Source organism: Ochrobactrum sp. AP1BH01-1, from assembly GCF_018066705.1.
Taxonomy (GTDB): Bacteria; Pseudomonadota; Alphaproteobacteria; order Rhizobiales; family Rhizobiaceae; genus Brucella.
The window spans coordinates 843,094-867,890 of the sequence record NZ_JAGPOU010000003.1; the positions used below are offsets into that span (position 1 = coordinate 843,094).

The window sequence follows — 24,797 nt, forward strand, 5'->3', positions numbered from 1 at the left end:
GCACGGGAGCATCGCGACGATCGGATTCTGCGATCTGCTACGTCAAAAATCAACCGTTTCGAAGTGAAGCTAGACCACAAAGTTCCCAGGTCACCGAAAGAGAGGGAAAAGTTTGTCAAGGAAGCTGTTCGGCTGTTTGACAAAACAAATCACGATACAGCTTCATCATTTCCCATTCTAACGAGATGGTTAGCCACGAAGCCGCAGCACGGATAAAAGCCGACAACCCGGGCGTTCCATGGATCGCATACTTTGGTGACCTGTTCATCAAGAATCCATACGTGGCTTACATTCCTGGCTATCCTCTTGTTGATGAAGACAAAAAGATAGAAAAAGATACAGTTGCCACGGCTGATGTTGTTATATTGAACAATACATATCAGCAAAAACTAATGTTCGATGGAGCCTCGGAAAAGCATAAGGGCAAGAGCGTGGTGATCCCGCACTGCTATGACCGATCCCTATACCCGGATGTTCCAACCGAATCTAAAGGCGACGGGAAATTCACATTTGCGCATCTGGGGGCGCTTTATCACACTAAGCGTACGGCTGAGCCAGTGCTGAGAGCCGTTGATCGCCTGGTAGAAATCTATCCTAAATATAAGAATCGCTTCGAAGTTATTTTCTACGGCGGTAATCCGTATCACACAGACATAAGTGTCCATGCATTCATGAGCGCTAGGAACAATGTTCGCTTCGAAGATCAGGTCTCCTATACCGATAGTTTGCGCATCATGCAGCAAGCCGATTGCCTGCTTCTCATCGATGGTCTTTTCAACGAGAAAGAGGATGGGCTTTCATTCAGTCCGTTCTTGCCAGGCAAGCTTATGGATTATATGGGCGCCAGAAAACCCATTATGGCGGTTACAATGAACAACGGACCTACCGCCGATATAGTCCGTTCAAGCGGGAATTTGATAGCAGACGACAAGATAGACCGCATCGCATACGTCATGAAGCGATACATTGATGGAAAAGTCACTCCGAGTTTTGACACCTTCAACGAATATGATGTCAGCGCTGTGACCGAGAAAATGGACGCTGCAATTTCTTCCGCTTTAAAGGGCCATTAATATGAATAAGTATGATGTGATAATTGTCGGCTCTGGATTTGCTGGCTCGATTATGGCGGAACGCTTTGCCTCTGTACTGAAAAAGAGGGTTCTGATCATTGAAAAGCGTGATCATGTCGCTGGAAATATGTTCGATTACAAAGACGAACATGGTGTATCGATCCACAAATACGGGCCTCATCTTTTCAGGACTAGCAGCGATAGGGTGCGTGATTATATTGGCCAGTTCACAGGCTGGCTCCCTTATCAGCATCGCGTGCTCGCAAACGTGAACGATACACTCGTTCCGGTTCCTTTTAATCTGACTTCTATCGAACGCTTGATGCCTGAAAAGGCTGAGGAACTTAAGACCTTACTCCTCTCGGAATTTGGAATGGATGTCAAAGTTCCGGTTTCAGTTTTGAGAAAGCACCCCGACGCTCGGTTGCAAGAACTGGGTGAATTCATATTTGAGAACATCTATCTGAACTATACGACCAAGCAATGGGGCGACAAGCCGGAGAACCTAGATTTCGAAACCATAACGGCGCGCGTTCCGGTTCACGTTTCGTATGATGATCGATATTTCCAAGAGACGCATCAGGCGCTACCTGTAGATGGGTATACCGCTATGTTTGAGCGCATGCTTGCGAATCCACTGATTGAAATCCGACTGAACACCCTTGCATCTGACCTCATCACATTGGACGAAGACGCCAAACAGGTCCTTTTCGAAGGGGCGCCATTTGATGGTGAACTGATTTATACCGGCGCGCTGGACGAGCTATTCAATTATCGGTTTGGCGGCTTGCCATACAGGTCGTTGCGCTTCGATCTTGAGACCCACGACCAAGATTTTTATCAGCCGACGGGGACGGTTAACTACCCGAACACTGAGAAGTTTACGCGCATCACGGAATACAAACACATGATGGCTGATCATCCGTCGAAGACCACAGTCATGAAAGAGTATCCGCAAGAATACGACAGGAATGATCCCCTTAAGGACATTCCATACTATCCTATTCCAAAGGACGAAAACACGGCTCTATATGAGAAGTATGCCGATCTTGTTAAAAGCTATCGTAATATAACTCTTGTTGGGCGGCTTGCCGAGTACAAGTATTACGATATGAATAATATCATAACTCGTTCTCTTGAACTGTTCGATGAAAAATTCTTGGCTGGAGGTCGGTGATATGACCTCTCCGAAAGTCAGTGTCGTTGTCCCAGTTTATAACCTGGAATTCTATATTGAGCGCTGCCTGGAATCACTTGCTCAGCAGACTTTAGAAGATATAGAGGTAATTGTTGTTAACGATGGCGGCGTCGATGATAGCCAGATTATAATAGACGACTACGTTCAGAAATTTCCATCGAAGTTCAAGAGCTACATCAAGCCAAATGGCGGTCACGGCGCAGCTTGCAACTATGGGATTGATAGGGCGTCGGGTGAATACATCATCATCGTAGACGGTGATGATTTCTTGGATCATGACAGCATCGAGTTCATGTATCATAAGGCGAAAGAAACTGGCGCGGATTTGCTCATAGGAAACCTGCTATATTGCTATACCGGCAGTACCGCTCCATTTAAGCCGCTACCATTCGACAAAGAAAAAGAGTTGGATAGCGACGACCGGGACTTGCTTTATAAGAACTGGGCTACTCCGTGTGGCCGGATGTATCATCGCTCCATATTCGCTGATCCAGACGTTCGTTTGAAAGAAGGCATTATATTTGCCGATGCTAATTTCGTCCCGAAAAGTTATCTGGTAGCGAAGAAAATCTACTATGTAGATAAGGAACTTTACAATTACGACGTTACGCGCCCCACGCAGTCAATGAAGCAGACTGATAAAAGGGTTCTCAACATTGTGGTTGCTCTCGAAGACATGATCCAGTTCTATAAGAAAAAGGGTGAGTTTGAGAACTTTCGCAAACAGTTGCAGTGGTACACAGCAAGGCATTGCGTTGGGTGGATTGCTAGAATCCGTTACTTGGAAGGTTACGACAAACTCACGGCGCTGAGGGAATTGTTTGCTGTGCCGGAGAAACACTTCGGCCGCGCATGGGTCAAAGACGAGGCTATGTTGGAAACCTTTGGGCGGAAAGAAGCGAAGAAACTCGCTCTCGCTCAAAAATTCAACTACTCTCTATATCCCCTTTATTGGAATGCCATGCCAATCGCGCGCAAGATAGATTCGAAACTCGAGTATCTCTTTTCTATCCCGGTGTTCGCATACAGGAAAGCGCGAAATCTATCTTTTAGGGCGCTTCGTCGCTTTATCGCTTAGAGAAAGTAGTAAGTATGATTCATGCCGCTTGCGATTCTTCTTTAGGCGTCTTGGCGGCAACTATAGTGCTTATACGATGCGGCAACCACTTCTCAAAAAGCTTGGCAAAATAGAAGGCGAAGCCGATGGATAAAAGTGTTGTGCCGACCGCCATCCCCAATCCCGTCGTCCAACTGGATAGGCCGTTGCTGATAAGAACGGTTGGAACAATGTATTGTACGGTCGGGTGAATAAGATAGATGGAGTATGATATCTTCCCGGGTCCAACCAAAATCTTAGGGCAACGCGTGAATGCCTGGGCTTTTATAGCCGCAGAAACCGTCAACAAGATGAAGAAATACCCAAGGCCATAGTAGGTAAGACCGTGGCCTGTCCTGACCCTGAAAACAAGAAGTGCGATTGTTAACAAGACCGCCAAGAGCACTGGAATCCTTAGTACTGTGCGGGGTATACGGTGCTTGTACCTTGTATAGAAAAGCCCCGCCAGTATACCGGCAACAAAATTCCAAAGGATCGGATTGGTCGCTAAATTCATGTATCCGCTCACATCGTAACGAGCGGTGGATGCAAAGGAAAAGTCCCCGAGGAGCAAGGGGATCACAGCAAGTGTTACGGCAAACCATGCCAATAAAGCGGCCCATCGCCACTTTCCAAAGAGCATCGACACTGCTGCCGCTAGATAGAAATAGATCTCGTAGTTCAGCGTCCAGCCAACGGCAAGGGCAGAGTAACCGTAAAACGGAGCGGGATCGTTGAAGTTAAGCGGTTGGAACAGAAGGCTTCTTACAATTCTATCTTGGGCAGCAGGATCAAGAAAAACATTGAGGCCGTAACCAACAGACATAAACAGCAGCGTGGCGGCAATATATGCTGGCCAGATACGCAGTGCGCGCCTCCAAATGAAGTTAGCAACGTAGACTTTACTTCTGTTAAAATCCAAGGTGGAAACGACAAGAATAAATCCGCTGATCTGAAAAAACAGGTCAACGCCGGAACCGCCACTAAGAAATAAAAATCTGGCAACTGCTGACTGTGTTGGCTCGGTGATGTTGATGATGGCATGTGACATCATTACGGCGATTGCAGCTATCCCTCGTAAGCAATCTATTGCATCTAAGCGATTGCCACTGCCCAAACTTTGCGCTCCTCCAAGCAATGTTGGTGGTAATTTTATACTAGTTTGGATGGTTTGAATATATCTGCATCACTGCGATTGAATATCGCCGCACTGCCGGAACCCGAACGTTCGCAAGCGCAAATCGAATGGGATTATGCGAGTGAATTTCGCCGCCTCCATCCGCTGATTGTGAAACTTATCCCCATCCTTGGATTGACTGACGAACAGGTCGATCCCGTATGGGAAAGCCATTCCCTGGTATAGATCAGGAAACGGCTTTGATTTGGAGCGGTCGTTCCCGGAAAGGAGCGTACATTCGATTGTTTGGAACGGCGGCAAGTTCCATTCCCTCATCATCGGCAAGATAGTCATACCCGATTTCTTGTATGCCCGATGTATCTACCTTGTTGTAAAGGTCCGCTCTGGCGCGTCGATTCGCCGGGTCGATCATTTTTAAATGATAAAGGTTGATATCTGCCATTTTCATCGAATAGCCCGCATTGATGGGGTACCAGGCGGAATGAACATTGTTGTTCATGAATTCCTGACCATCATTTAACGCAAATAGCCTGTACCCTTTCTTTTGCCCCCAGATGCCGTCAACCCTGTATTGATCGACAGAATACATCTCGCGCACGTGCACGCCCCAGATGATATTCCTGTCGCCTGACGCAAGATTGCGGATTTTCTCCTTTGCCCCGGCTTCTAAACGCTCATCCGGGTCCATGCACAGCACCCAGTCAGCGCCGTTGTCGCGGGCTGCATCGACTAACGCCCGCCTGACTTCCCCTTCGTGATACCAGAGTTCAGTTCGTTTGGTGTCATCCCAAGCGATCCATCCATCAGTGAATGGCGCTACATTCTCTAGCAAATCGGGGACGAGGTTTTCATCGTAACGATAAGCAAAGAGGCATATCACCTTTGGAGGTTTGGTCTGCAATCCAAAGCGCTGCAATAGTGATGGCTTCTTAATGTTTACCGTTATCATTGATAGCCCTCAATCAAACATTCGATTGGGATAGCATTTCCCCACAGCAACGCAACAGTTTCGCCGCCCAGAGAGGCGGCTTTTTCGTTGCCGAAAGGAAATCACCTTGGATATGCATCTTGGCGATACCCGCCTCTTGATTGAGGCAGGTCGAAAGTACGGCCTATTGCGCAATCGGATGGCTTACGTCCTTGCGACCGCCTACCACGAGACGGCGCATACGATGAAGCCGATCGAGATGGGCGGAGAAAAATACCTCCAGTCAAAGAAATACTGGCCATACATCGGGCGTGGGTACGTTCAGAATCACATGGCACCAGAATTATGAGCGGGCCAGCAAGGAACTCGGCGTCGATTTTGTCAGGGAGCCGAAGCTGCTTCTCAAGGCAGAATACGCAGCGCCCATTATCATCGCCGGAATGATGGAAGGCTGGTTCACCGGCAAAAGGCTCTCCAACTATATCACCCTGCAGAAGTCGGACTTCAAGAACGCTCGCAGGATCGTCAATGGCACCGACAAGGCAGAACTGATTGCAGGCTATGCCAAGCAATACGACAAAGCACTCCTGAGTGAGGGGTACGGCGTCGAGCAGGTAGTGACTGCTCCTGCCGGAGATGTGGTCCCGGTGCCGGTCGAGGAAAAGCCAATCTCCAAATCCTCGCGATTCTGGACATGGTTTGGCTCGGGCGGCGGCGCCGCGATCATGCCGTTTGTCGACTGGAAAGTGCAGTTGGTCATTGTGGCGGCCATCATCATCGTTGCTGGCTATGCGATTTTCACGATGCCGCAGGCGAGGGCCAAGCTTGAAAAGCTGGTTGATACGATATGACGGGTTTAATCGCGCTCATCCCAAATTGGCTGAAGTTCTCATTCGCTGCCCTTGTGGCGGCGCATTTCGTTGGTCGGTATACTGGGAATGGCGTCGACTAATAAGTGACGCTCATCGTAGATCTAGACAACGCAATAAGAGATATTAACGCCCCAGCCTCCAGCGAGGAGTTACTGCCCTCTTTTGATCAAGGAGCGACAGATTATTCGTCACCGTCGCATATTGGGCCTAGATGTTGGGAAAATTGGCATACGTCATGGGAAACTGCTCTGTTAGCTAAGTCCTGAGCCTAGCCACCAGCCTCATGCCAGACAGAATGTCCGCCGCCAAGATCCACATGCTCGAGATGCGGCGCCATATAATCAAGCGACTTTACCGGGCTTGGAAGCTCGCCATCATTCGCCACAAACAACCGACGCTCGCGATCCGGATCGGCAACAGGAACCGCTGACATCAAACGACGCGTGTAGGCATGCTGCGGGTTCTCAAACACCTGCGCTCGTGTGCCAGTCTCGACAAAGCGGCCCGCATACATCACCGCCACGCGGTGGCTGATTTGCTCAACAACTGCCATGTCATGGCTGATGAAAAGATATGAGATGCCAGTCTCGTTTTGAATGTCCTGAAGAAGATCCAGCACTTGCGCCTGAATGGAGACGTCCAGAGCCGCAACACTTTCGTCCGCAACGATCAGCTTCGGTGAAAGCGACAAAGCGCGCGCAATGCAGATGCGCTGCCGCTGGCCGCCGGAGAATTCGTGCGGATAGCGCTTCATCTGGTCGGCAGACATTCCGACGCGACGGAAGAGATATTCGACCCGGTCTTTCAATTCACTGCCGGATGCCAGACCATGGATCGTCAGCGGCTCACCCACAAGGTCGCCAACCCGCATGCGCGGATCAAGAGAAGCATATGGGTCCTGAAAGATCATCTGAATGTCACGCAGCACCGGTCGCATCGCTGTGCGGCTCAGACCCTTCGTGCTCTTGCCATCGATGCGGATATCGCCGCTCCATGGCACCAGATTGAGCAGAGCTTTGCCGGTGGTGGACTTGCCGCAGCCGGATTCGCCGACCAGTGACAGTGTCTCACCGCGATTGACGGTAAAGGATACGCCCTCCACAGCATGAACGCGCCGGACAGGGCGCTGTAAGATGCCGCCCTTTATGTCGAAGCGGACAACAAGATTTTCAACTTCAAGAACGGGACGAGAAGGTTCGCGCGCTGGCTCAGCCTTCGGTTCCGCTGGCGCGCGCTTCGGCTTATCGGTGCCGGTCATTTCGCCCAGCCGCGGCACGGCTGCGAGCAATCGCTGCGTATATTCGTCACGAGGGTGGTGGAAGACATCGCGCAGCGGGCCTTGCTCGACTTGCCTACCCTTGTTCATGACGAGAACATGGTCTGCCATTTCGGCGACAACGCCCATATCATGGGTGATGAGAATGACCGAGATGCCGTTCTCTGCCTGGAGCTTGCGAATGAGCGCAAGTATCTGCGACTGGACCGTCACGTCAAGCGCGGTCGTCGGCTCGTCGGCGATGAGGATTTCAGGCTTCTGTGCAAGCGCCATGGCGATCATGACGCGCTGGCGCATGCCGCCCGAGAGTTCATAGGGATATTGCAACAGGCGGCGGCTAGAATCGGAAATCTGAACCTGATCGAGCAAGTCCTTGCAGCGCTGTTTCAGCGCCGCGCCGGACAGGCCGCCGTTCGGGCCAGCTTCATTGGCGACTGCTTCCGCCAGTTGTCGCCCAACGGTCAGAACCGGGTTCAGCGAGGTCATGGGCTCCTGAAAGATCATCCCGATATGGCGCCCGCGCACACTGCGCATCTGGTTTTCGTTGAGCTTGAGAATGTCGCGACCGTTCATCATGGCAGTGCCGCCGGTCACGCGTGCCAGGGACTTTGGCAAAAGCTGCATCAGCGAGAGCACAGTCATGGATTTGCCGGAACCGCTTTCGCCGGCAATGCACAAGGTCTCCCCGGATTGCAGATCAAAGGAAAGCCGGTCGACGACAGTGCGTGCACCGTCAGGTGTCGCAACCTGCGTCACCAGATCTCTTACCTGCAGAAGCGGAGAAGACGTGTTCATGTTTGTGCTCGCTGAGTGATGGAAGAGGGCGGTCGGGACCGCCCCCTTATGCCTTATTCGAAAACGGAACGCGGGAAGTAGAACGAGACGACCCAGTTCGGCTGATCGACGATTTCGCTGATGCGCAGATCACCACAAGCCGAGCAGAGCATATAGGCATCCACCGGGTTGAGGTTTTGCGTCTGGCAAAGAAGGTCGATCATGTTGGAGAGGGCAGCTTTCGCGCCTTCCCACAGATCGGACCCGATACCGGTCGTGACTTCGTAACCCTTGGTATCGAGGTGCCGCGTCACTGGCCCAGGCGTGGTGAACCGGGGCATCTTCAGTGGCGTATCCTTGATGAGATCCAGCGTCAGAGCCACATTCATCGCGCTTTCGATGGCGGTGCCGCAGACTTCGCCGTCGCCCTGTGCCGCATGGGTATCACCAATGGAGAACAGAGCGCCTTCGACTTCGATCGGCAGATAAAGCGTGGTTCCGGCTGCAAGATCGCGGATGTCGAGATTGCCGCCGACACGACGCGGCGGCACAACGGAATGCAGCCCCTTTTCCGCCGGTGCGACGCCGATGGTTCCGGCGAACGGCTTCAGCGGAACGCGCGCATGCTCTCCGAAAAGTGCTGGCTCCAGCGTTGTGGGATTGTAGTTCCACAAGGCCAGCGCCGGCTCCTTGAAGTCGTCGGCAAGAAGACCGAAGCCCGGAATGTTTGCGGTCCAGCCGAAGCCTGAAGGCTCAAACTGGTGGATGGTGATTTTCAACACATCGCCCGGCTTGGCACCATCGACGAAGATGGGGCCAGTAACCGGATTGACCTTGGAAAAGTCCATCGTCGACACATCGGCGATCGTGCTGCCGCGATGATAATGCCCGGCACCGCTATCCAGGCATTCGAATTTCAGGGTCGAGCCGGGCGCGACCGTTTCAGCCGGCTGGAACGAGTTGTCCCAGCCGAAATGATGATGCCGACCGTGAATGGTGTAATGGCAGTTATTGCACATCTTTTGCATAAACCTCGTCGTAATTGACCGGAATGTGGACAGGATCGACGAAGATCGCGTCGGGACCGCCCAGACGTTCGGAGCGAACCGAGAAGCGCTCCTCGTTGAAAATCGGCGCCCATGGCGCGTCTTCCATGATCTTCAGATAGATATCGCGCCACATGGCTTCGCGCTCTTGCTTGCGGGCCGGGTCAACGATGGCGTCGGCTTCCTGCGCTTTCTTGTCCAGCTCTGCATTGCAGTACCACGACCAGTTCCAGCCACCCTGAACCGCGCCCCCGCAACCCAGAATCGGGCCGTAGAAATTGGACGGATCGGGGAAGTCGGCAATCCAGCCCATACCGCCCGACCAGATCATCGGCGCGCCGTCAGGCTCGCCTCCTGCTGCGATGACATTGGCCTGTGCCAGCGATTTGATCGAGGCCTTGATACCGATAGCGGCTAGATCCTGCTGGATGGCCTGTGCAATGCGCGGCTGCGGATCGGTATTGGCGACGAACAGCTCGGTTTCAAAACCATCGCCCACACCGGCTTCGGCGAGTAGCGCCTTTGCCTTTTCAGGGTCGTAAGGATAGCCCTTATAGTCCTTGGCATAGCCCGGCATCGACGGCGGCAGCGGCTGATTGGCCGGAACGGCGCGACCGTTGATGATGCGGACGATACGGTCCTTGTTGATGGCCATGTTGACGGCCTGACGCACCTTCACATTGTCGAAAGGCTTGATCTTGACGTTCATGGTCACATAGCCGGTGTGCAGCTGACCGCCCTGAATGATCAGGTCCTTGAACTTCGGATCCTTGGTGACTTCGATAAACTTCGCAGGCGGAATGCCGTCACCCGGAATGTCGACTTCGCCGTTCTGTAAACGCAGAAGGGCAACGACCGGCTCCTGGCCGACCTCGAAGGTGATCTGGTCGAGCTTCGGCAGCGACGGATTGTAATAATCCTTGAAACGCTCGAAGACGATGCGCTGGCCAAGCGTCCATTCGGTCATCTTGAAAGCGCCGGAACCGACCGGATGCTTGCCGAAATCTGCGCCGTATTTCTCGACTTCTTCCTTGGGCACGATATGGGCGAAATTGAGCGCCAGCACATGCAAGAAGGTCGCGTCCGGACGGCTCAGTTCGAACTTGATGGTGTAGGGGTCAACCACGGTGATGCCGGACAGCGCCTCGGCCTTGCCTGCGGATGCATCTTCAAAACCGACGATGGAGCCGAAGAAGCCAGCGCCGGGGCTCTGCGTCTTCGGGTTGACGACGCGTTCGATGGAATATTTGACGTCATCGGCGGTCAATTCGCGACCGTTGTGGAACTTCACGCCCTTGCGCAGCTTGAAGGTGAAGGTCTTGCCGTCGTCGGAGATTGTGTAATCTTCCGCAATTTCCTTGCGCAGATTTGTGGTGCCCGGTTCGTAGTCTATCAGGCCGTCGAACAGTGACTTGATCATTGACCAGTTTTGCCAGTCATAGCCGATGGCGGGATCGAGCGTCGAGACGTCATCCTTATAGGTGACGATCATCGAGCCACCCTGCTTGATTTCGGCGGCCTGCGCCCCGAACGAGATGGCGAGGCCGAGCGCCAGCGCCGATATGCCGGATAGAAAAGTCTTTTTCATTGGTGTCCCTTTCTCTGGAGTCTTTTGGTTTCACCGCAGCTTGATGCGGGGATCGATCAGTGGAGTGATGAGGTCGGCGATGAGATTGCCGAGAACGATGGCGAAAGCGGATACGATCGTGACGCCCATGATGATGGGTATGTCGACGCGCTGGATCGCCTGCCACGCAAGCTGACCGATGCCGGGCCAGCCAAACACGCTTTCAACGACGACGATGCCCGACATGAACAGGCCGATGTCGATGCCGATCATGGCGATGATCGGCAGGATGGCGTTGGGCATGGCGTGACGCAGCAGGATTTTCCAGCGTGCCAGTCCCTTGGCGCGGGCGGTGCGGATATAATCCTGACGGAGAACATCGAGCAGCGAGGAGCGCATCATGCGCGAATACCAGCCCGCGCCGAGAAGTCCGAGCGTCAGGGAAGGCAGGACAAGATGCATGAACGTTCCGTAGCCGCCAATCGGGAACCAGCCGAGCTTAACCGCAAACACGTAGAGCATCAGGATGCCGATGACGAATTGCGGGGCCGAAACGCCGACGAATGAAAAGATCATCAAGGCATTGTCGGTGCGGCTGCCGCGCCGGGTGGCGGCGATGACGCCCATGGTGAGACCGATGGCGAGTTCCGAGAAGATGGCTCCGGCCATCAGCAGCAGGCTTGCGGGCAGGCGTGACCAGATCAGCGACGCCACTTCGGTTTTCTGAAGATAGGAGCGTCCGAGATCGCCCTGAACAAGCCCCTTCAGATAACGCAGATATTGCTCATAGAAGGGCAGGTTGAGGCCAAGCTGCTCGCGAATATTCTCGACCGTCTGCGCTGTGGCACTGCGACCAGCAATCTGACGCGCCGGATCGGCTGGCACCAGATAAAGCAGGATGAAGGTCACGAAGCTGATGCCGATGAGGATCATCACAGTCTGGATGAGGCGGCGGGTGATGTAGGCGAGCATCAGTGGTGTCCCTGCTGGGTTGGATCGAGCACATCGCGCAAGGCATCACCGACGAGGTTGAAGGCAAGCGCCAGCAACAAGATTGCCGCGCCCGGAATGAAGACGAGCCAGGGTGCGCTCGTGAAATAGGTCTGGTTTTCGAAGATGATATTGCCCCAAGAGGCTGTGGGCGGTTGCACGCCGATGCCGAGGAAGGACAGCGTCGCCTCCAGAAGAACCGTGGTGGCGATACCGAGCGTCGCCCAGACGATCATCGTGGAAAAGAGATGCGGCAGGATATGCTTCAATATGATGCGGGGTGCACCCGCACCCATGGCGCGCTCGGCCTCGATGAAATCGCGTTCCGAGAGAGACCGGGTTTCCGTATAAAGCACGCGTGCAATCTGAACCCAGTTGACCATGGCGATCACCATCGCGACGATCCAGAGGCTCGGCTTGAAGATAGCGGCGAGCACAATGGCCAGCAGCAAAGCGGGGAAGGCCATCATCAGATCGGTAAATCGCATCAGCACGGTTTCCACCCAGCCACGGAAATATCCGGCGCAGATGCCGACAGTCGAACCGATGAGCACCGCAATGCCGTTGGCCACCACGCCGATGATCAGCGAGGTCTGCGCGCCATAAATCAGGCGGGAGAACAGATCGCGCCCAACGAGGTCGGTGCCAAACCAGAATTTCAGGTTGGGCGCGAGCGGCGCGCCTTCCAGCGTCAGGCCGTCGAAGAACTGTTCGTTGGGATCGAAGGGAACGATCCACGGTGCGAAAAGCGCGGCTGCGACAGTGACGACGATGACTACAAGGCCGAATGCGGCCAGCGGTCGGCGGATGATCCGGCCAAGAACGCCGCGTTCGGCTTTCTTCTGGCCGACCGGAAGAGTGTCAAGCGCGCTCACGATCGTTCCCTGTCTGCTTTTCGCTCAGAAAGCGCCGGGCAAAGGCCTCGACACTGATGCGCTCTGCCATCGCGGCAAGGCGCAGTTTCTGATAGGCTTGTCTGGCGGAAATATTGTCTGCGAACATCAGGACCGCTGTTGCCTGTGCAATGGCTTCGCGTCCGGCAAGGCTTTCGCGCAGTTCGCCAATTTGGGTTGCCAGCGCATGGCGGCGTTGGAAATTGTGCATGGCGATGACCAGAGCGCTATAGACGCCCGCATTGCCGATTGGTTTCAAAAGCTGCGCATCCGCCCCCTGGTTCAGCGCCCAGCCGATCCGGCCCGGCGCTTCCGAGCCGATCAGGGCGACAGTGGGCACAGGCGCTTGCTGCGGCGGCCATGGAAACTGCTCGTCATAGCCCATATCGACATCGAAAAAGACGACATTGAACCGGGAGATGTCGGCGTGTTCGGGCAGATCTGGCCAGCATTCCACAGCGTCCACGCCGATGCGGCGCAACTGCTGCACAATCGCATCGACATTGGTATGACGGCGATGAACGATCAGCGCGGTCCAGTTTTCGAACGCGCCCCAACTGGCGACGATGAAGGCCTGGTCTGTCGTAGTCATTTGACGAGCCTCAGAAAGCCGGGCTGCTGGCCCGGATTGGCGGATGTTTGAAGATGCGTTCGCGCCATGAACGGGTCTGGCTGAATGGCGACCTCGGCCTCATGCACGATTTCAAAGCTGCAATCTTGTCTGGCCCGTCCGATATGGGCGGGCAGGGCGATATGGTTTGTCCGCGACTCGACCAGCACATCGCCGAGCGGCGTGCTGGTGGTATGCTTTTGAACTGCGGCGAGCACTTTTTCGACGTCATCGGTGCCGGCCCGTTCGATGCCGGCAGCGATCATCAGGACGCTGGAATAGGCTTGGGCGAAGATGGCCGAAAGGCTGCCGTCGAAGCCATTACTTCTGACGGCTTCCAGAAAGGCACGATTGGTTTCGCCCGGCAGCGTACGGAAATAGCAGCTTACGCTGTAATTACCCTCGGCGGCATTGCCGACATGCTCCAGTTCGCTTTCATAGAGATTGCAGCTCAGAACAGGCCTGACATCTGTGCGGAAATCGCTGTTTCTGCGGCCCAGTTCCGCATAGGCACGCAGGAACGTATAGGACGATTCGCCGATCAGATTATTGAGGATGAAGTCGGGCTTCTTGCTTTCGATTTCGCGGATGAGATGGTTGATATCCGTGTCGCCGATTGCAATGGCTCGCTCTCCGAGAACCTCGCCACCCGCGGCATTTAGCATTTCGCGGGCGAGGCGATTGGTTTCCCAGCCCCAGATATAGTTCGAGCCGAGCAATATGGCGCGGTTGCCGAAGCGGGGCACAATGAAGTCGATCAGGGGCACAAGATGCTGATTGGCGCAGGCCGCCGCATAAACGACGCGGTCGCTCGCCTCAAATCCCTCATAGACGCACGGATACCAGAGCAGAGTATCGCGCTTTTCAACGACGGGAATGACTTCCTTGCGGCTCCAGGATGTGGTGCAACCCACGATGTGCTTAACGCCCTGTTGCGAAATCAGTTCTTCGCTCAGCGGCGCATAACGGTCCGGGTTGCCACTCGGGTCAGCAATGCGCGGCACAAGATTGAACGGAAGCGCACGATCATTGACAGCCTTGATCGCCGCCATAGCTCCGCAATAGCCCTCGTAGCCCAGCTTCTCATAAGGGCCGGAATGCGAAAACAAGACGCCGACTGGGATGTCAATTTTGTTGTTTTGAGACATGCGAAAAGCCAAACACAAAAACCCCTCCGGAATTTTCAGTTTCCGAGAAGGGCCCAAATGCCAAATACGAATTTAGTCCGGAAATTACTGAATTTAGTGCAATTCCGTCAAGCTATTTCTTTTTGCCATTATTTTAAGCAATATTATTAATCTTAAGGCAAAACTCAATCCTCGCCCGTGGCGCGGAGTACGTCCTTATCGATCTGGACAAAAGCTCCCAGTTTCTAGGGACGCACCACTTATGTCGTACAGTTCCGACCAAGACCGGGTACGCTAGGGGGGTGACAACTTCTTGTGGGCCAGCGAGGCCTTGGTCTTTGCTCCGACGCTCGCGGACGCTGATGCGATAGATTTACCCAACAGTGTGAGAGGACCGGTAATCGTAGGATCTATCCAGGGATACGCCCTCAGCCTTTCGGCTTAGCCTCATAGAAACTGGCCGTGACAGGAGCCGATCCGATGTGCGCCATTTTGGAGAAAGCTAGTGCCAATGCGCAGGCATTTGCCTTCACGCCGGCTTGAAAGATGGCATCAATCATGAAGCGCATCGGCGCGAAGGGTTGGAGATATCAAAATCGTTGATGCCGCCACGCTCCAATACACTTCATCTGCAGAGGGGGGGGGCACTCTCGAGCTTCTCCGCCAACTGCAATTCGGCGATGGTATGTTCATCGAACGGATAGCGCCGGACAACCCGGTGCGAGTTGGTCTGTGCGCCTTCACGCAGGGAGTGCTGACGGACCGGTTACACAGGTGTGTTTGTTCAAAACGGAAAGGGTCTCCGAACCGGTTGACAGCGTAACTCTATAGCGCTAATTGTTCAACAATATTATTGAACAAAATAGGGGAATAACATGCCTGATTACATACACTTTATGGGTAAGAATACGTTGAAATCAGCGTTGCTAGCCGCAACCTTTGCTGTTGGTGCGCTTGCGCCGCATGGCACGGCGGCCGCACCTCTGACCGTGAAGGAAAATACGCTATCGGTTGGTTCCGATCTGACCTATCCGCCCTTCGTCTACATGAAAGACGGCAAACCAGCCGGATTCGACGTCGAGTTGATGAAAGGGGTCGCAAAACAGCTTGGGCTTGCTGCAGAATTCAAGGACACTCGCTTCACCAGCCTCATAACTGGAGTGCGTGCCAATCATTTTGATGTCATTGCATCAGCGCTTTACGTCACCCCGGAGCGGCAGAAGATTCTCAACTTCATTCCCTACATCAAGGCAGGCTCGTCTCTGCTCGTACTGAAGGGCGCCAAGTTCCGCCCGTCGAACGAAAAGGAGCTGTGCGGCAAGATCGTTGGATCAATGCAGGGAGCATCCTGGCTGCCGAAGCTGAAGGCGTTGTCGGAAAATTATTGCGCCAAGAACAATCTCGGTGCCATCGAGACACGCGAATTCGATACAGATGCGCAGGTTACGCAGGCGTTGCGCAGCGGTTCGGTCGATGTGGAATTCATGGATAACGTTGTTGCTGCCGAACTGCTTAAGAAGTTCCCCGACGATTATGCCGTTACATCCAGTGGGCTCATCTATCCGATCATGGTGGGTGTCGCCACGACCCCGCAAAATAAAGAACTTTTCAATGCCATGAACGATGCTTTGGCCGAGATGCGAAAGGATGGTTCTTACGATGCGCTCGTCAAAGCCTATGGCATGGAGCCTGTCAGCGAAGATGAAATCAAATCAGTCGTTGCCACGGCTCAATAAACCGGGGCGGGGCTGATGGGCTCCATTCCCTCTGCATAGCCGAAACGGGAGGCTTCGCTTGAACTACGATTGGCATTACGCGCTCGGTCTGCTTGCAGACCGGGATTTCTGGGAGGCGAGCTGGGTAGTGATCAAACTCAGCTTGCTCAGCTGGCTGCTGGCGGCGATCGCGGGCTTTGGTCTGGCATTGGCAAAGCAATCACCTTGGTCGCTGATCAACGGTCCAGCGCGAGCCTATATTTGGTTCTTCCGCAGCCTTCCACTTCTAGTGCTGCTGATTTTCATCTACAGCCTACCGCAGGTCTTTCCGGTCCTTCGTACTCTCCTATCAAATTCCTTCGCTGCCGGTCTGATCGCGCTCGTCATCAGTGAAACCGCCTATATGGCAGAAATTCATCGGGGTGGATTGATCGCTATTCACAAAGGCCAGATCGAGGCCGGGCGTGCGCTGGGGCTGAGCTTCTTTGGCATTCAGCGTCTGATCGTTATTCCACAGGCAATTCGGGTTTCATTGCCCGCACTGTCCAATGAACTTGTTACTATCGTCAAACTCACTTCTCTGGTTTCGGTCATCTCGCTTGCCGAAATCCTGCTCGTTGGTCAGCGGCTCTATACGCAGAATTTTCTGGTCCTCGAGACGCTCACTGTTGTCGCCTTCTTCTACGTCCTCGTCGTCACGCTGTTCGATCGCGGTCTTTCAATGCTGGAACGCCGCTCGGATGTGATACGGCGCGGTCAGAAGGCACGCACCTTGTCTCCACAGGAGGTTTCGGCAAAACTGTCTGGCACTGAAGCTCCCGTTGATCGCGCGCGAGGCAAATCCCAGCAAGCCGACACCATTGCTCTGGAAGCAACCGAACTGCGCAAGGCCTATGGTTCGCATGAGGTGTTGAAGGGCGTCAGCCTAACGGTGAAATCCGGCGAGGTCATCTCCATCATCGGTCGTTCGGGCTCGGGCAAGACGACCTTCATTCGCCTGCTTAACGGATTGGAACGCCTGGATGCCGGTGAAGTAAAACTGCATGGCTCGCCCTTCATCTCGGCCGAAGCGACGCAATCGGGCAAGCATATCTTCCGGGAAGATGTTTCATTGGTTCGCGATGTCGGCATGGTGTTTCAAAGCTTCAATCTTTTCAATCACAAGACTGTGCTTGAAAACATGCTCCTCGCGCCTCTGTACCACAGGATCGGAGCGCGGGCTGGCCTTAAGCGGCAAGCCTTTCATTATCTGAACAAGGTCGGCATGGCCGCCCATGCGGGAAAATACCCGCACCAGCTTTCTGGCGGTCAGCAGCAGCGCGTTGCAATCGCTCGCGCGCTGATGATGTCGCCAAGCATCATTCTGTTCGATGAACCCACGTCGGCGCTTGACCCGGAAACTGTTGAGGAAGTGCTGGGTGTTATCCGCTCGCTAGCAAGCGAAGGCGTGACGATGGTCATCGTAACCCACGAAATGAACTTCGCTTTCGAGGTATCTGACAGAATTCTCTTTATGGACGCGGGCAAGGTCGTCTGCGACGATACGCCGGATAAACTCAAATCCGGTATCTATCCGCAGTTGAAACCTTTTTTGAAGAATATGACGGTCTGACACATGAACCAGCCTGCCACCTTTCGTGATCCCGCATTCATTCGCGTGGCCAACGCCATACGCGACGACATTCTCAAAGGCCGCCTGTTGAGCGGCACGAGCCTGATCGAAGCCGAATTGATTAATGTCTACGATGTCTCGCGCAACACCCTGCGCGAAGCTTTGCAGCTTCTGCGCCAGCAGGGATTGGTGTTGCAGGAGCCGAACAAGAGCGTCCGCGTGAAGAGGCTGACGGAAACGGACATTCGCGACATCTTCGTGGTGCGCCGGGTCGTCGAGCTCGGTGCCCTCCGTGGGCGAAGGTCGGTTCCGGCTGACTGGCTGGAAAGGCTCAACGAGGTGGTTCGCAATGAAAGGGAAGCAACCGCCCGCGCGGACTGGACGGCGGTGGCCCGTCAGAGCCTTCTCTTTCACCAGGAAATTGTATCGCTGCATGGTAGTCCAATCTTCGATCAGATGTTCTCTTTGCTCGTGACCCAGCTGCGTCTGGTTTTCGTCACCGGCAACGAACAGGCTTTTCATGAGCCATGGTTGAAAAGAGAAGCCGAAATCTATCGCCTCATTGCAGCGAGAGACTGCGAAGCCGCGGCTGATGAGCTTGAGAATTATCTGACAGATTCAGAAAAAATGCTGACCGCCTTGGTTCGGAACTGATTGCAGCAGATTGCACCAACGGGACACGCTTTATGAAACACGATCCGCAAGGAAAATCCGGATTGGAACATGCCATGCCTTGCAACTGGCTTGAAAAGCTGGATCTGGCGCTGGCTGACTATGCGGCGCGCGACTGGGATGCACGAGAGATTTTTCTCAACCAACGGTTTGAGGCGGCCCGCATTGAGCTCGGCCATTGGCAAGCACTTAGCGAAGCCAACCGTGAGCTCCCGCCGCTTGCAGGACTGACGATGACGGTCAAGGCCTGCTTCGACACGGAAGGCTGGGTGACAAGCTGTGGTTCGAAAGCGCTGCAAGAGACTGTTCCTGCTATCACAAGCGCCGCTCTGGTGCGCAGGCTTCGTTCGGGTGGCGCGACATTACTCGCCCAGACCAACATGACCGAATTTGCTTATGGCGCGCTGGGGGTCAATACGCACTTCGGAACGCCACGCACACCGCTCGACCCTGCCGAAGAAGCAATCGCTGGCGGCTCGAGTTCCGGTGCAGCGGTGTCAGTCGCGCGCGGATATAGCGATTTCGCCATATGCTCTGATACCAGCGGATCAGCGCGCATTCCTGCGGCTTTCTGTGGCGTGGTGGGCTTCAAACCAAGCCGCGGGCGCTACGAAACCGATGGAATGCAGTGGTTATCGACTAGCTTTGATGTGCCGGGGATCATCAGCACCTCAGTCGCCCATTGTCGCCTAATCGACGATGTAGCAACTGGCATTCCAGCAAGGAAGTTGCCACGCTCAAAGCGGATAAGACTGGCAATTCCCCGTCTGCTCTCGGAAACCACCCTCGACGGAACCGTCGAGAAGCTTTTCGGTGCCTGCCGGTCCGCTCTGGAAGAGGCAGGAATTGTCATCCGAGATATTGAACTTCCAAGCCTGATCGAGAGTGCCAGGATTGCCGTCGACGGCGGGATGATTGGTGCCGAGGCTTATGCGCTTCATCGCGAGCGGCTCGCCGTCGATTTCGACAGATACGATCCCTTGGTCGGAACGCGCATTCAAAAAGGTCGGGAAAATCCCGCCTATCTCTACGTGAATGCCTTGAACGCCCTTGCTGCCTGCCGTGAGCAGTTCGATGAGGAGATCGAAGGTTTTGACGGTTTCATTTTGCCAACCGTTCCTATGCTGCCGCCCGCTTTGGCCGCGCTTGCAGACGAGGAAATCTATCTGGCGCTCAACCGGCGCGCATTCTCGCTGACAGAATTCGCCAATCGTCTTGATCTGCCCAGCATCTCGCTACCGATCAGCAAGCACCCTGCCGGTCTCATGTTCACCGGACGCCGCGGCCACGACGAAACGCTGCTTGCCATCGCGGAAGTACTCGCGCCACTGGCCGCCAAATTTTAACAACCTTTTCTGATACTAAAATGAGGAGAATACTATGATTGTCGTAACATCCGATGAAATCGCAGGCACCGCACGCGATGCTTCTGGACCCGGTTGGGAGAGCCGCCGCATGATCGTGCGTGACGACGGCATGGGCCATTCGGTCCACGAAACCCGCGTCAAGGAAGGCGCAGAACTGCACCTGCACTACAAGAACCACTTCGAAACCAACTACTGCATTTCGGGTGAAGGCGAAGTCGAGCACCAGCTGAGCGGCGAAGTGTTTCCGATCCGGCCGGGCACCATCTATGCCTTGAACGAAAACGACCCGCATATCCTGCGCGCCACCAAGGGCGACCTCGTGTTGGTCTGCGTTTTCACGCCGCCGCTGGCAGGCAACGAGGTGCACCGCGAAGATGGCAGCTACGCTCCCGCCGACTGAAGTATTGAGTTTTCGGCGATCGAAAGAAAATGCCGCGATTAATCGCGGCGTTTTTGTTGGTCTTTTCCCAACTTACCGACCGTGCGTGCGATCATATCCGTTGGCAGCGGGCGGCGCCCAGCCTTCCGGCAAACGCTCTGCCTTGTAAACCTCCACCACCATTGGATAACAGGCAGCAGTATCGGAAGAATGTTCCGCCGAACAGTCGCCCCCCGGACACGCGGACAGACAGCCCAAAAGATTTATCTCAGCAAAGAATTCCAGATAGTCGCCCGGTCGTACAGGGCTTGCTTTCATGAAATATTGCCCCGTATCCCGGGTGAAGCCCGTGCACATGAACACGTTGAGCACGTCGTGAATATAGGTTTCGGCCTCGTTCAGCGGCTTGCCTGTCTGTTTTGCAAAAGCGCGCGTGAGATTGGAGTGGCAGCAGTGATGGTACTGTCCACCATGGCTCAGAAGATTGTTCGTGTACGGATCGCAGCGCGTACCGATCACGTCATGCACGGCGCCACCAAATTCGTCGAAGCCATACCAGTCGAGGCTGTCGTGGGTGATGGTGGCCATCGGACGCAAATAAGGAAAACTGGAGAACAGCTGGTCACCTGGCCCCACATGGGTTCCGTTGAGCGCGCGCGTCTTGCCGCTATAGAATTTCTCGTTAAAGTCGTCCGCATTGAACAGGTTGAGATCACCGACTTGCGGCCCCTCGCTGCATAAGATGCGGCAGAAGTGGCCGGCAGGAATAGACCAGCATTCCGCATCCCTCGGTTGCACAGTAATCTGATGGACGAGAACGAGCTTGTCGCGAAGGCTGCGATAAGCATCGAGATCAGGTCGTGGCAGTGTATCGACCGGATAGCAGATCACCGGTTTGACAGCCATTCGAGCGGCGGCATCGTTGGGACGCGAATTGGTTGAAACGAGCTTCATGAAACGTTCTGTCATGCCTTTGTTTTTGGATCGCAAGTGAAAGACATGATTTAGCATGGAACAGATCGTTCAACAATATTGAAGAACGATCTGGGGCGCATGGGGCGCGTGCTCCGTGTGAGTGAGGGTCCCGCCAAACTATACTGTAGGTAAGCGGAGCCCGGTGATATTTCCTCTAAGGAGAATAAGCACGACTAGAACGATATCCTGCTCTGATCGTTTCTCCAGAACCGATGCTTTTATAATCTGCCACACAGATCAACCGCTCGTCAGACGGGCCCCGTTGACCCCAAAGGCCAGACGCTCTGCAGCTTCTCACCAGACAAGATGCGTTCGCGGCATTGGGCTTCGCCATCACCATTGGCATCGGCATCATCGGCGATAACTGCAACCAGTTCTTCTGGAATAACTACAACACCAGAAATATCAGCGAAAATTACATCGCCAGGACGCACACGAACGCCATTGATGTTCAGTTCGACTTGCGACTTGGTCGGTTCCATACGTCCAGAAACCCCGACGGGGCTAACGCCACATGCAAAGACCGGATAACCAAGCTTCTTCACTTCAGCAATATCGCGCACCGTGCCATTGACAATAGTTGCCGCAGCACCGGCGGTTTTGGCGCCCGTTGACATCAGTTCTCCAGTTCCGGAACCTTCGGCACAAGAGGAATCCACCAGTAGAATTCCACCTTCGACAACATTGTCGATTGTGCGGTGGTAAACGTCCTGCGGCTGGCCGGTACGCGTGCTTTTTTCATAGAGAACAGTGTGAACAGGACCGCAGATTACCTGTCCCGGCTTCAATACGCTTTGCAAGCTCAATCCCTGTAAAAAGCCATAAAAGCCGTGCTTGTCCATCACATCCTGAATATCGCCCGAATACCAACGAGAAAGGCGTTTGATGGCATCCCAGTTGACGCGCGAATAATCATAGCAGCTCATTGTTTTGTTCTTCCGTTTTGCCCGCTTCAGGCCTGTTTCTGGATTGTCTGATCGCTTGTTCAAGATAAGCCGTACTGTTGGTGATGTGTTCGCGCATGGCTTCGCGCGCATCACTGGCCTTACCTGCTGCAATCAGCCCGTAAATATTCTCATGCTCTGCCAGCCCCGCGCTCAGTTTCTTGCTCGGGACCCGGCTGGATACTTTGATGACCTCAGTGATGAGCGAATGAAGATTACCGTGCAGTGAGGTTAAAATCTCATTGCCCAAGGATTGCACCAAAGCTCTATGGAAAGCCGCATCGCCTTCGGCGAAACGGGAGAAGTCACTATCATCGGCAGACTTATGCATGACATCAAGCGCTGCGATTACTCCACCACGCAGTTGCCCCTCGCCAGAAGCGAGACGCCCTGCGACGTCCACTTCGATCAGTCGGCGCACATCCATGGCCTGAACGAGATAAAACGAGTCACGCGCAAAAAGCGATCCGACTGACGAAACCAGTGAGTCCATGAACTGGCTGACATCATCTCGTACAACCTCGGCCCTTTCACCATGGCGACGCCGCACCAGCCCCTTGGTTTCCAGAACCTGCATGGCTTCGCGCACAGATCGAGTACTGACACCAAATGTCCTGCCAATCTCGGCTTCAGAAGGCAGGCGCTCTCCTACCTGAAGTTCGCCGGAGAGAATGCGGGCCTCAATCGCGGCAACAATATGCATATGCAACTTGCCGCGATCGAGAGGAGGGGAACCTGAACCAATCACCATTTTACCACTCCGAAGCCCCGGCTATCGCGTTATAATCACCATGAAGTTATGACATATGTCATATGTGAATTGGCGTCTTGTGTCAAGGTTTTGACATAGTCAGGTTCTGATTTCGGCTTCTCCTATCTGGAATTATCGATCTTTACCAAGCAGTAAAACCGCCATCCACAACGACATTCGAGCCCGTCATGTAAGACGACGCATCAGAAGCGAGGAAACGAATGATACCGTTATATTCGTCGATCTCAGCTTGACGACGCATCGGCACACGATCAAGGAACGCATCGATAAATTCCTTGTCAAAGCTTGCAGTCTTTACGCCACCGAACGAAATCAGATTTACACGAACGTTCTTCTCGCCCCAATAGGTGCCAAGATAACGTGTGAGATTGATAAGTCCCGACTTGGAAGCGGCATAGGAAATTGCTTTGATGAACGGCTTGCCGTCGCGTTTTTCACGATAGGAATAGAGCGCCTGATTTGGCGAAACGAGACCGTAGATCGAACCGACATTGATGATTGAACCGCGACCTTCAGATGCCATGTGGCTGCCGATAACCTGACTGGTCAGCATAACGCCGGTCAGATTGGTGTCGATAATCTCATCCCAGAAATTCTGCGGATAGACTTCAAACGGCGCATTCTGCTCTGCGGAACCGTCTGGCTTCGAATCGATACCCGCATTGTTGACGAGTACATGCGGCACGCCCCAATCAGCGATCAGCTGCCTGGTTGCAGTTTCAAGGGCAGCCTTGTCTGTGACACTTGCCTCATACACGCGGATGCGATCTTCAAGACCCGGGAATTTTTCTGCAATCTGCTGCTTTGTGAATGGGCGGCGGCTGAAGATTGCTACCTTCGCCCCGGCTTCGGCCAGCGACTTGGAAAACTGTGTTCCAAGCTGGCCAAGCCCGCCTGTCACAACCGCAACGCGGTCTTTGACACTAAAAATATCAGTCATTGTCGTGTGCTCCTCGCAGATTTATGCTTTGGCTGACGCGTCGATTGCTTCGCGTGCGCGACGATTTCCTTCATTAAGGAACATCACGTCATTGCCCATAATGATCATGTCCACGCCCTTCTTCTTGAGCGCGGTTACGCTTTCGGCGACTGGCGGGATGCATGGCGCCATGACCTTGATGTCGCGCGCATGGCACTTTTCGATCAACTCACTCAACTTCTCATCAACTTCCGGATGCGACATGGAATAGTCGATCGAAATGCGACGCGAGATCGAGTAGTCGGCCGGGCCGAAATTGATGACATCAATGCCTTCGACATCAAGAATTTGATCGATATTGTCGAAGAACTCGAAGCTTTCAGCCATTGGGATCACGAGCTTGTTCGCGTTCTCGCGTTCCATGTAGGATGACCACTGGAACCCTGGTCCGGCAAAACCTGCAGCACGGCAGGAGGCGTCGCCACCGCGACGGCCATAAGGAGGGAATTTTGCCGCACGAACGATTGCACGGGCCTGCTCGGCGGTATTGACCTGCGGCACGATAATGCCTGTCGCACCGATTTCCAGCGACTTGCGGATATCCCATTCATTGGTGCCGCGAACGCGAACCAGCGGTGCGATCCCGGACAGAAGTGCTGCCATCACCAGTTTTTCTATATGGGTATCGACGTTGACAGGCGTATGCTCGGCATCGATGAAAGCGAAATCCAGGCCCCAGTTGCCTGCAACTTCGATTGCTGTTGTCGAACCGGTATAGAATGTCGTGCCAAACGTCGCTTCGCCATTGCGCAGCTTTTCAGCCAGTTTCAGATTTTCAACTACAGGCACTGCTC

The 24,797-nt window shown here is 54.0% G+C and carries 25 protein-coding genes; 10 read left to right on the forward strand and 15 right to left on the reverse strand.

The genetic code is table 11. The annotated features are described in order from the left end of the window. Positions 1-185: 185 nt before the first annotated feature. Genes J9800_RS14740 through J9800_RS14750 form a run of 3 tightly spaced genes read left to right on the forward strand, consistent with a single transcriptional unit; the run spans position 186 to position 3,349 of the window. Entirely contained in the window at positions 186-1,073 is an 888-nt protein-coding gene (locus J9800_RS14740) for a glycosyltransferase family protein (protein ID WP_210845862.1), read from the forward strand. Between the two features lies 1 nt (position 1,074). Further along, the gene (gene glf, locus J9800_RS14745; protein ID WP_114215625.1) at positions 1,075-2,250 is read left to right on the forward strand and encodes a UDP-galactopyranose mutase; all 1,176 of its coding nucleotides are present in this window, start codon (positions 1,075-1,077) and stop codon (positions 2,248-2,250) included. A 1-nt stretch (position 2,251) separates the two neighbouring features. After that, the gene (locus J9800_RS14750; RefSeq protein ID WP_210845863.1) at positions 2,252-3,349 is read left to right on the forward strand and encodes a glycosyltransferase family A protein; all 1,098 of its coding nucleotides are present in this window, start codon (positions 2,252-2,254) and stop codon (positions 3,347-3,349) included. 19 nt (positions 3,350-3,368) lie between these two features. Here the strand turns inward: J9800_RS14750 and J9800_RS14755 are convergent, their stop codons facing one another. Further along, on the reverse strand, positions 3,369-4,484 hold the full coding sequence (locus J9800_RS14755; RefSeq protein ID WP_162792639.1) for an acyltransferase family protein: 1,116 nt from the start codon (positions 4,482-4,484) through the stop codon (positions 3,369-3,371). Between the two features lie 247 nt (positions 4,485-4,731). Beyond that, the gene (locus J9800_RS14760) at positions 4,732-5,454 is read right to left on the reverse strand and encodes a glycosyltransferase family protein (protein WP_114215620.1); all 723 of its coding nucleotides are present in this window, start codon (positions 5,452-5,454) and stop codon (positions 4,732-4,734) included. Positions 5,455-5,560: 106 nt separating this feature from the next. Here J9800_RS14760 and J9800_RS22110 point away from each other — a divergent pair, with 106 nt between their 5' ends. Both J9800_RS22110 and J9800_RS14765 read left to right on the forward strand, forming a co-directional pair. Next, positions 5,561-5,782, forward strand: coding sequence for a hypothetical protein (locus J9800_RS22110; protein ID WP_286167499.1), 222 nt, complete (start codon positions 5,561-5,563; stop codon positions 5,780-5,782). Beyond that, complete coding sequence (locus J9800_RS14765) at positions 5,745-6,284, forward strand: hypothetical protein (protein WP_286167498.1); 540 nt, start codon at positions 5,745-5,747, stop codon at positions 6,282-6,284. Before J9800_RS22110 ends, J9800_RS14765 begins: the two co-directional genes overlap by 38 nt. A 289-nt stretch (positions 6,285-6,573) precedes the next feature. On the opposite strand, the gene J9800_RS14770 is transcribed toward J9800_RS14765, so the two are convergent. From J9800_RS14770 to J9800_RS22115, 8 genes are all read right to left on the reverse strand, one after another. Beyond that, entirely contained in the window at positions 6,574-8,376 is a 1,803-nt protein-coding gene (locus J9800_RS14770) for an ABC transporter ATP-binding protein (RefSeq protein ID WP_114215619.1), read from the reverse strand. Positions 8,377-8,429: 53 nt separating this feature from the next. Continuing rightward, positions 8,430-9,374, reverse strand: a complete 945-nt coding sequence (locus J9800_RS14775; protein WP_114215618.1) for an acetamidase/formamidase family protein — start codon at positions 9,372-9,374, stop codon at positions 8,430-8,432. Next, entirely contained in the window at positions 9,364-10,989 is a 1,626-nt protein-coding gene (locus J9800_RS14780; protein WP_114215617.1) for an ABC transporter substrate-binding protein, read from the reverse strand. The genes J9800_RS14775 and J9800_RS14780 overlap by 11 nt, the downstream gene beginning before the upstream one ends. A 30-nt stretch (positions 10,990-11,019) precedes the next feature. Next, positions 11,020-11,940 carry an ABC transporter permease gene (locus J9800_RS14785; RefSeq protein ID WP_114215616.1) on the reverse strand — a complete coding sequence of 307 codons (921 nt, stop codon included), beginning with the start codon at positions 11,938-11,940 and terminating at the stop codon, positions 11,020-11,022. Beyond that, positions 11,940-12,770: an ABC transporter permease gene (locus J9800_RS14790; protein ID WP_371830809.1), complete on the reverse strand. Its 831-nt coding sequence runs from the start codon at positions 12,768-12,770 to the stop codon at positions 11,940-11,942. Before J9800_RS14790 ends, J9800_RS14785 begins: the two co-directional genes overlap by 1 nt. 49 nt (positions 12,771-12,819) lie before the next feature. Next, positions 12,820-13,443 carry an ANTAR domain-containing response regulator gene (locus J9800_RS14795; protein WP_114215615.1) on the reverse strand — a complete coding sequence of 208 codons (624 nt, stop codon included), beginning with the start codon at positions 13,441-13,443 and terminating at the stop codon, positions 12,820-12,822. Beyond that, positions 13,440-14,609: a transporter substrate-binding domain-containing protein gene (locus J9800_RS14800; RefSeq protein WP_114215614.1), complete on the reverse strand. Its 1,170-nt coding sequence runs from the start codon at positions 14,607-14,609 to the stop codon at positions 13,440-13,442. Before J9800_RS14800 ends, J9800_RS14795 begins: the two co-directional genes overlap by 4 nt. A 407-nt stretch (positions 14,610-15,016) precedes the next feature. After that, positions 15,017-15,148, reverse strand: coding sequence for a hypothetical protein (locus J9800_RS22115; protein ID WP_286191744.1), 132 nt, complete (start codon positions 15,146-15,148; stop codon positions 15,017-15,019). Positions 15,149-15,463: 315 nt separating this feature from the next. Here J9800_RS22115 and J9800_RS14805 point away from each other — a divergent pair, with 315 nt between their 5' ends. The 5 genes from J9800_RS14805 to J9800_RS14825 are packed head-to-tail and all read left to right on the forward strand — an operon-like array spanning position 15,464 to position 20,354. Further along, positions 15,464-16,324: an ABC transporter substrate-binding protein gene (locus tag J9800_RS14805; RefSeq protein WP_114215613.1), complete on the forward strand. Its 861-nt coding sequence runs from the start codon at positions 15,464-15,466 to the stop codon at positions 16,322-16,324. Positions 16,325-16,382: 58 nt separating this feature from the next. Then, the gene (locus J9800_RS14810; RefSeq protein WP_210845864.1) at positions 16,383-17,915 is read left to right on the forward strand and encodes an amino acid ABC transporter permease/ATP-binding protein; all 1,533 of its coding nucleotides are present in this window, start codon (positions 16,383-16,385) and stop codon (positions 17,913-17,915) included. Between the two features lie 3 nt (positions 17,916-17,918). Continuing rightward, positions 17,919-18,569, forward strand: coding sequence for a GntR family transcriptional regulator (locus tag J9800_RS14815; RefSeq protein ID WP_114215611.1), 651 nt, complete (start codon positions 17,919-17,921; stop codon positions 18,567-18,569). 32 nt (positions 18,570-18,601) lie between these two features. Beyond that, positions 18,602-19,933 carry an amidase gene (locus J9800_RS14820; protein WP_114215610.1) on the forward strand — a complete coding sequence of 444 codons (1,332 nt, stop codon included), beginning with the start codon at positions 18,602-18,604 and terminating at the stop codon, positions 19,931-19,933. A gap of 34 nt (positions 19,934-19,967) precedes the next feature. After that, entirely contained in the window at positions 19,968-20,354 is a 387-nt protein-coding gene (locus J9800_RS14825) for an ectoine synthase (RefSeq protein ID WP_114215609.1), read from the forward strand. Positions 20,355-20,426: 72 nt separating this feature from the next. Here the strand turns inward: J9800_RS14825 and J9800_RS14830 are convergent, their stop codons facing one another. The 5 genes from J9800_RS14830 to J9800_RS14850 form a co-directional block, all read right to left on the reverse strand. Continuing rightward, positions 20,427-21,302: an urea carboxylase-associated family protein gene (locus J9800_RS14830; protein ID WP_502696717.1), complete on the reverse strand. Its 876-nt coding sequence runs from the start codon at positions 21,300-21,302 to the stop codon at positions 20,427-20,429. 254 nt (positions 21,303-21,556) lie between these two features. After that, on the reverse strand, positions 21,557-22,234 hold the full coding sequence (locus J9800_RS14835; protein WP_162792638.1) for an RraA family protein: 678 nt from the start codon (positions 22,232-22,234) through the stop codon (positions 21,557-21,559). After that, complete coding sequence (locus J9800_RS14840) at positions 22,221-23,003, reverse strand: FadR/GntR family transcriptional regulator (protein ID WP_114215607.1); 783 nt, start codon at positions 23,001-23,003, stop codon at positions 22,221-22,223. Before J9800_RS14840 ends, J9800_RS14835 begins: the two co-directional genes overlap by 14 nt. A gap of 142 nt (positions 23,004-23,145) precedes the next feature. Then, entirely contained in the window at positions 23,146-23,964 is an 819-nt protein-coding gene (locus tag J9800_RS14845) for an SDR family oxidoreductase (protein ID WP_114215606.1), read from the reverse strand. A gap of 21 nt (positions 23,965-23,985) precedes the next feature. Next, a complete protein-coding gene (locus tag J9800_RS14850) occupies positions 23,986-24,792 on the reverse strand; it encodes an HpcH/HpaI aldolase family protein (protein ID WP_114215605.1) in 807 nt (268 codons plus the stop codon). Between the last annotated feature and the right edge of the window lie 5 nt (positions 24,793-24,797).

Coding starts and splice junctions, on each gene's coding strand:
- J9800_RS14740 (WP_210845862.1), top strand. CDS start 186: ATGGTTAGCCACGAAGCCGCAGCACGGATAAAAGCCGACAACCCGGGC.
- glf (WP_114215625.1), top strand. CDS start 1,075: ATGAATAAGTATGATGTGATAATTGTCGGCTCTGGATTTGCTGGCTCG.
- J9800_RS14750 (WP_210845863.1), top strand. CDS start 2,252: ATGACCTCTCCGAAAGTCAGTGTCGTTGTCCCAGTTTATAACCTGGAA.
- J9800_RS14760 (WP_114215620.1), bottom strand. CDS start 5,454: ATGATAACGGTAAACATTAAGAAGCCATCACTATTGCAGCGCTTTGGA.
- J9800_RS14770 (WP_114215619.1), bottom strand. CDS start 8,376: ATGAACACGTCTTCTCCGCTTCTGCAGGTAAGAGATCTGGTGACGCAG.
- J9800_RS14775 (WP_114215618.1), bottom strand. CDS start 9,374: ATGTGCAATAACTGCCATTACACCATTCACGGTCGGCATCATCATTTC.
- J9800_RS14780 (WP_114215617.1), bottom strand. CDS start 10,989: ATGAAAAAGACTTTTCTATCCGGCATATCGGCGCTGGCGCTCGGCCTC.
- J9800_RS14785 (WP_114215616.1), bottom strand. CDS start 11,940: ATGCTCGCCTACATCACCCGCCGCCTCATCCAGACTGTGATGATCCTC.
- J9800_RS14795 (WP_114215615.1), bottom strand. CDS start 13,443: ATGACTACGACAGACCAGGCCTTCATCGTCGCCAGTTGGGGCGCGTTC.
- J9800_RS14800 (WP_114215614.1), bottom strand. CDS start 14,609: ATGTCTCAAAACAACAAAATTGACATCCCAGTCGGCGTCTTGTTTTCG.
- J9800_RS22115 (WP_286191744.1), bottom strand. CDS start 15,148: ATGATTGATGCCATCTTTCAAGCCGGCGTGAAGGCAAATGCCTGCGCA.
- J9800_RS14805 (WP_114215613.1), top strand. CDS start 15,464: ATGCCTGATTACATACACTTTATGGGTAAGAATACGTTGAAATCAGCG.
- J9800_RS14815 (WP_114215611.1), top strand. CDS start 17,919: ATGAACCAGCCTGCCACCTTTCGTGATCCCGCATTCATTCGCGTGGCC.
- J9800_RS14820 (WP_114215610.1), top strand. CDS start 18,602: ATGAAACACGATCCGCAAGGAAAATCCGGATTGGAACATGCCATGCCT.
- J9800_RS14825 (WP_114215609.1), top strand. CDS start 19,968: ATGATTGTCGTAACATCCGATGAAATCGCAGGCACCGCACGCGATGCT.
- J9800_RS14830 (WP_502696717.1), bottom strand. CDS start 21,302: ATGACAGAACGTTTCATGAAGCTCGTTTCAACCAATTCGCGTCCCAAC.
- J9800_RS14835 (WP_162792638.1), bottom strand. CDS start 22,234: ATGAGCTGCTATGATTATTCGCGCGTCAACTGGGATGCCATCAAACGC.
- J9800_RS14840 (WP_114215607.1), bottom strand. CDS start 23,003: ATGGTGATTGGTTCAGGTTCCCCTCCTCTCGATCGCGGCAAGTTGCAT.
- J9800_RS14845 (WP_114215606.1), bottom strand. CDS start 23,964: ATGACTGATATTTTTAGTGTCAAAGACCGCGTTGCGGTTGTGACAGGC.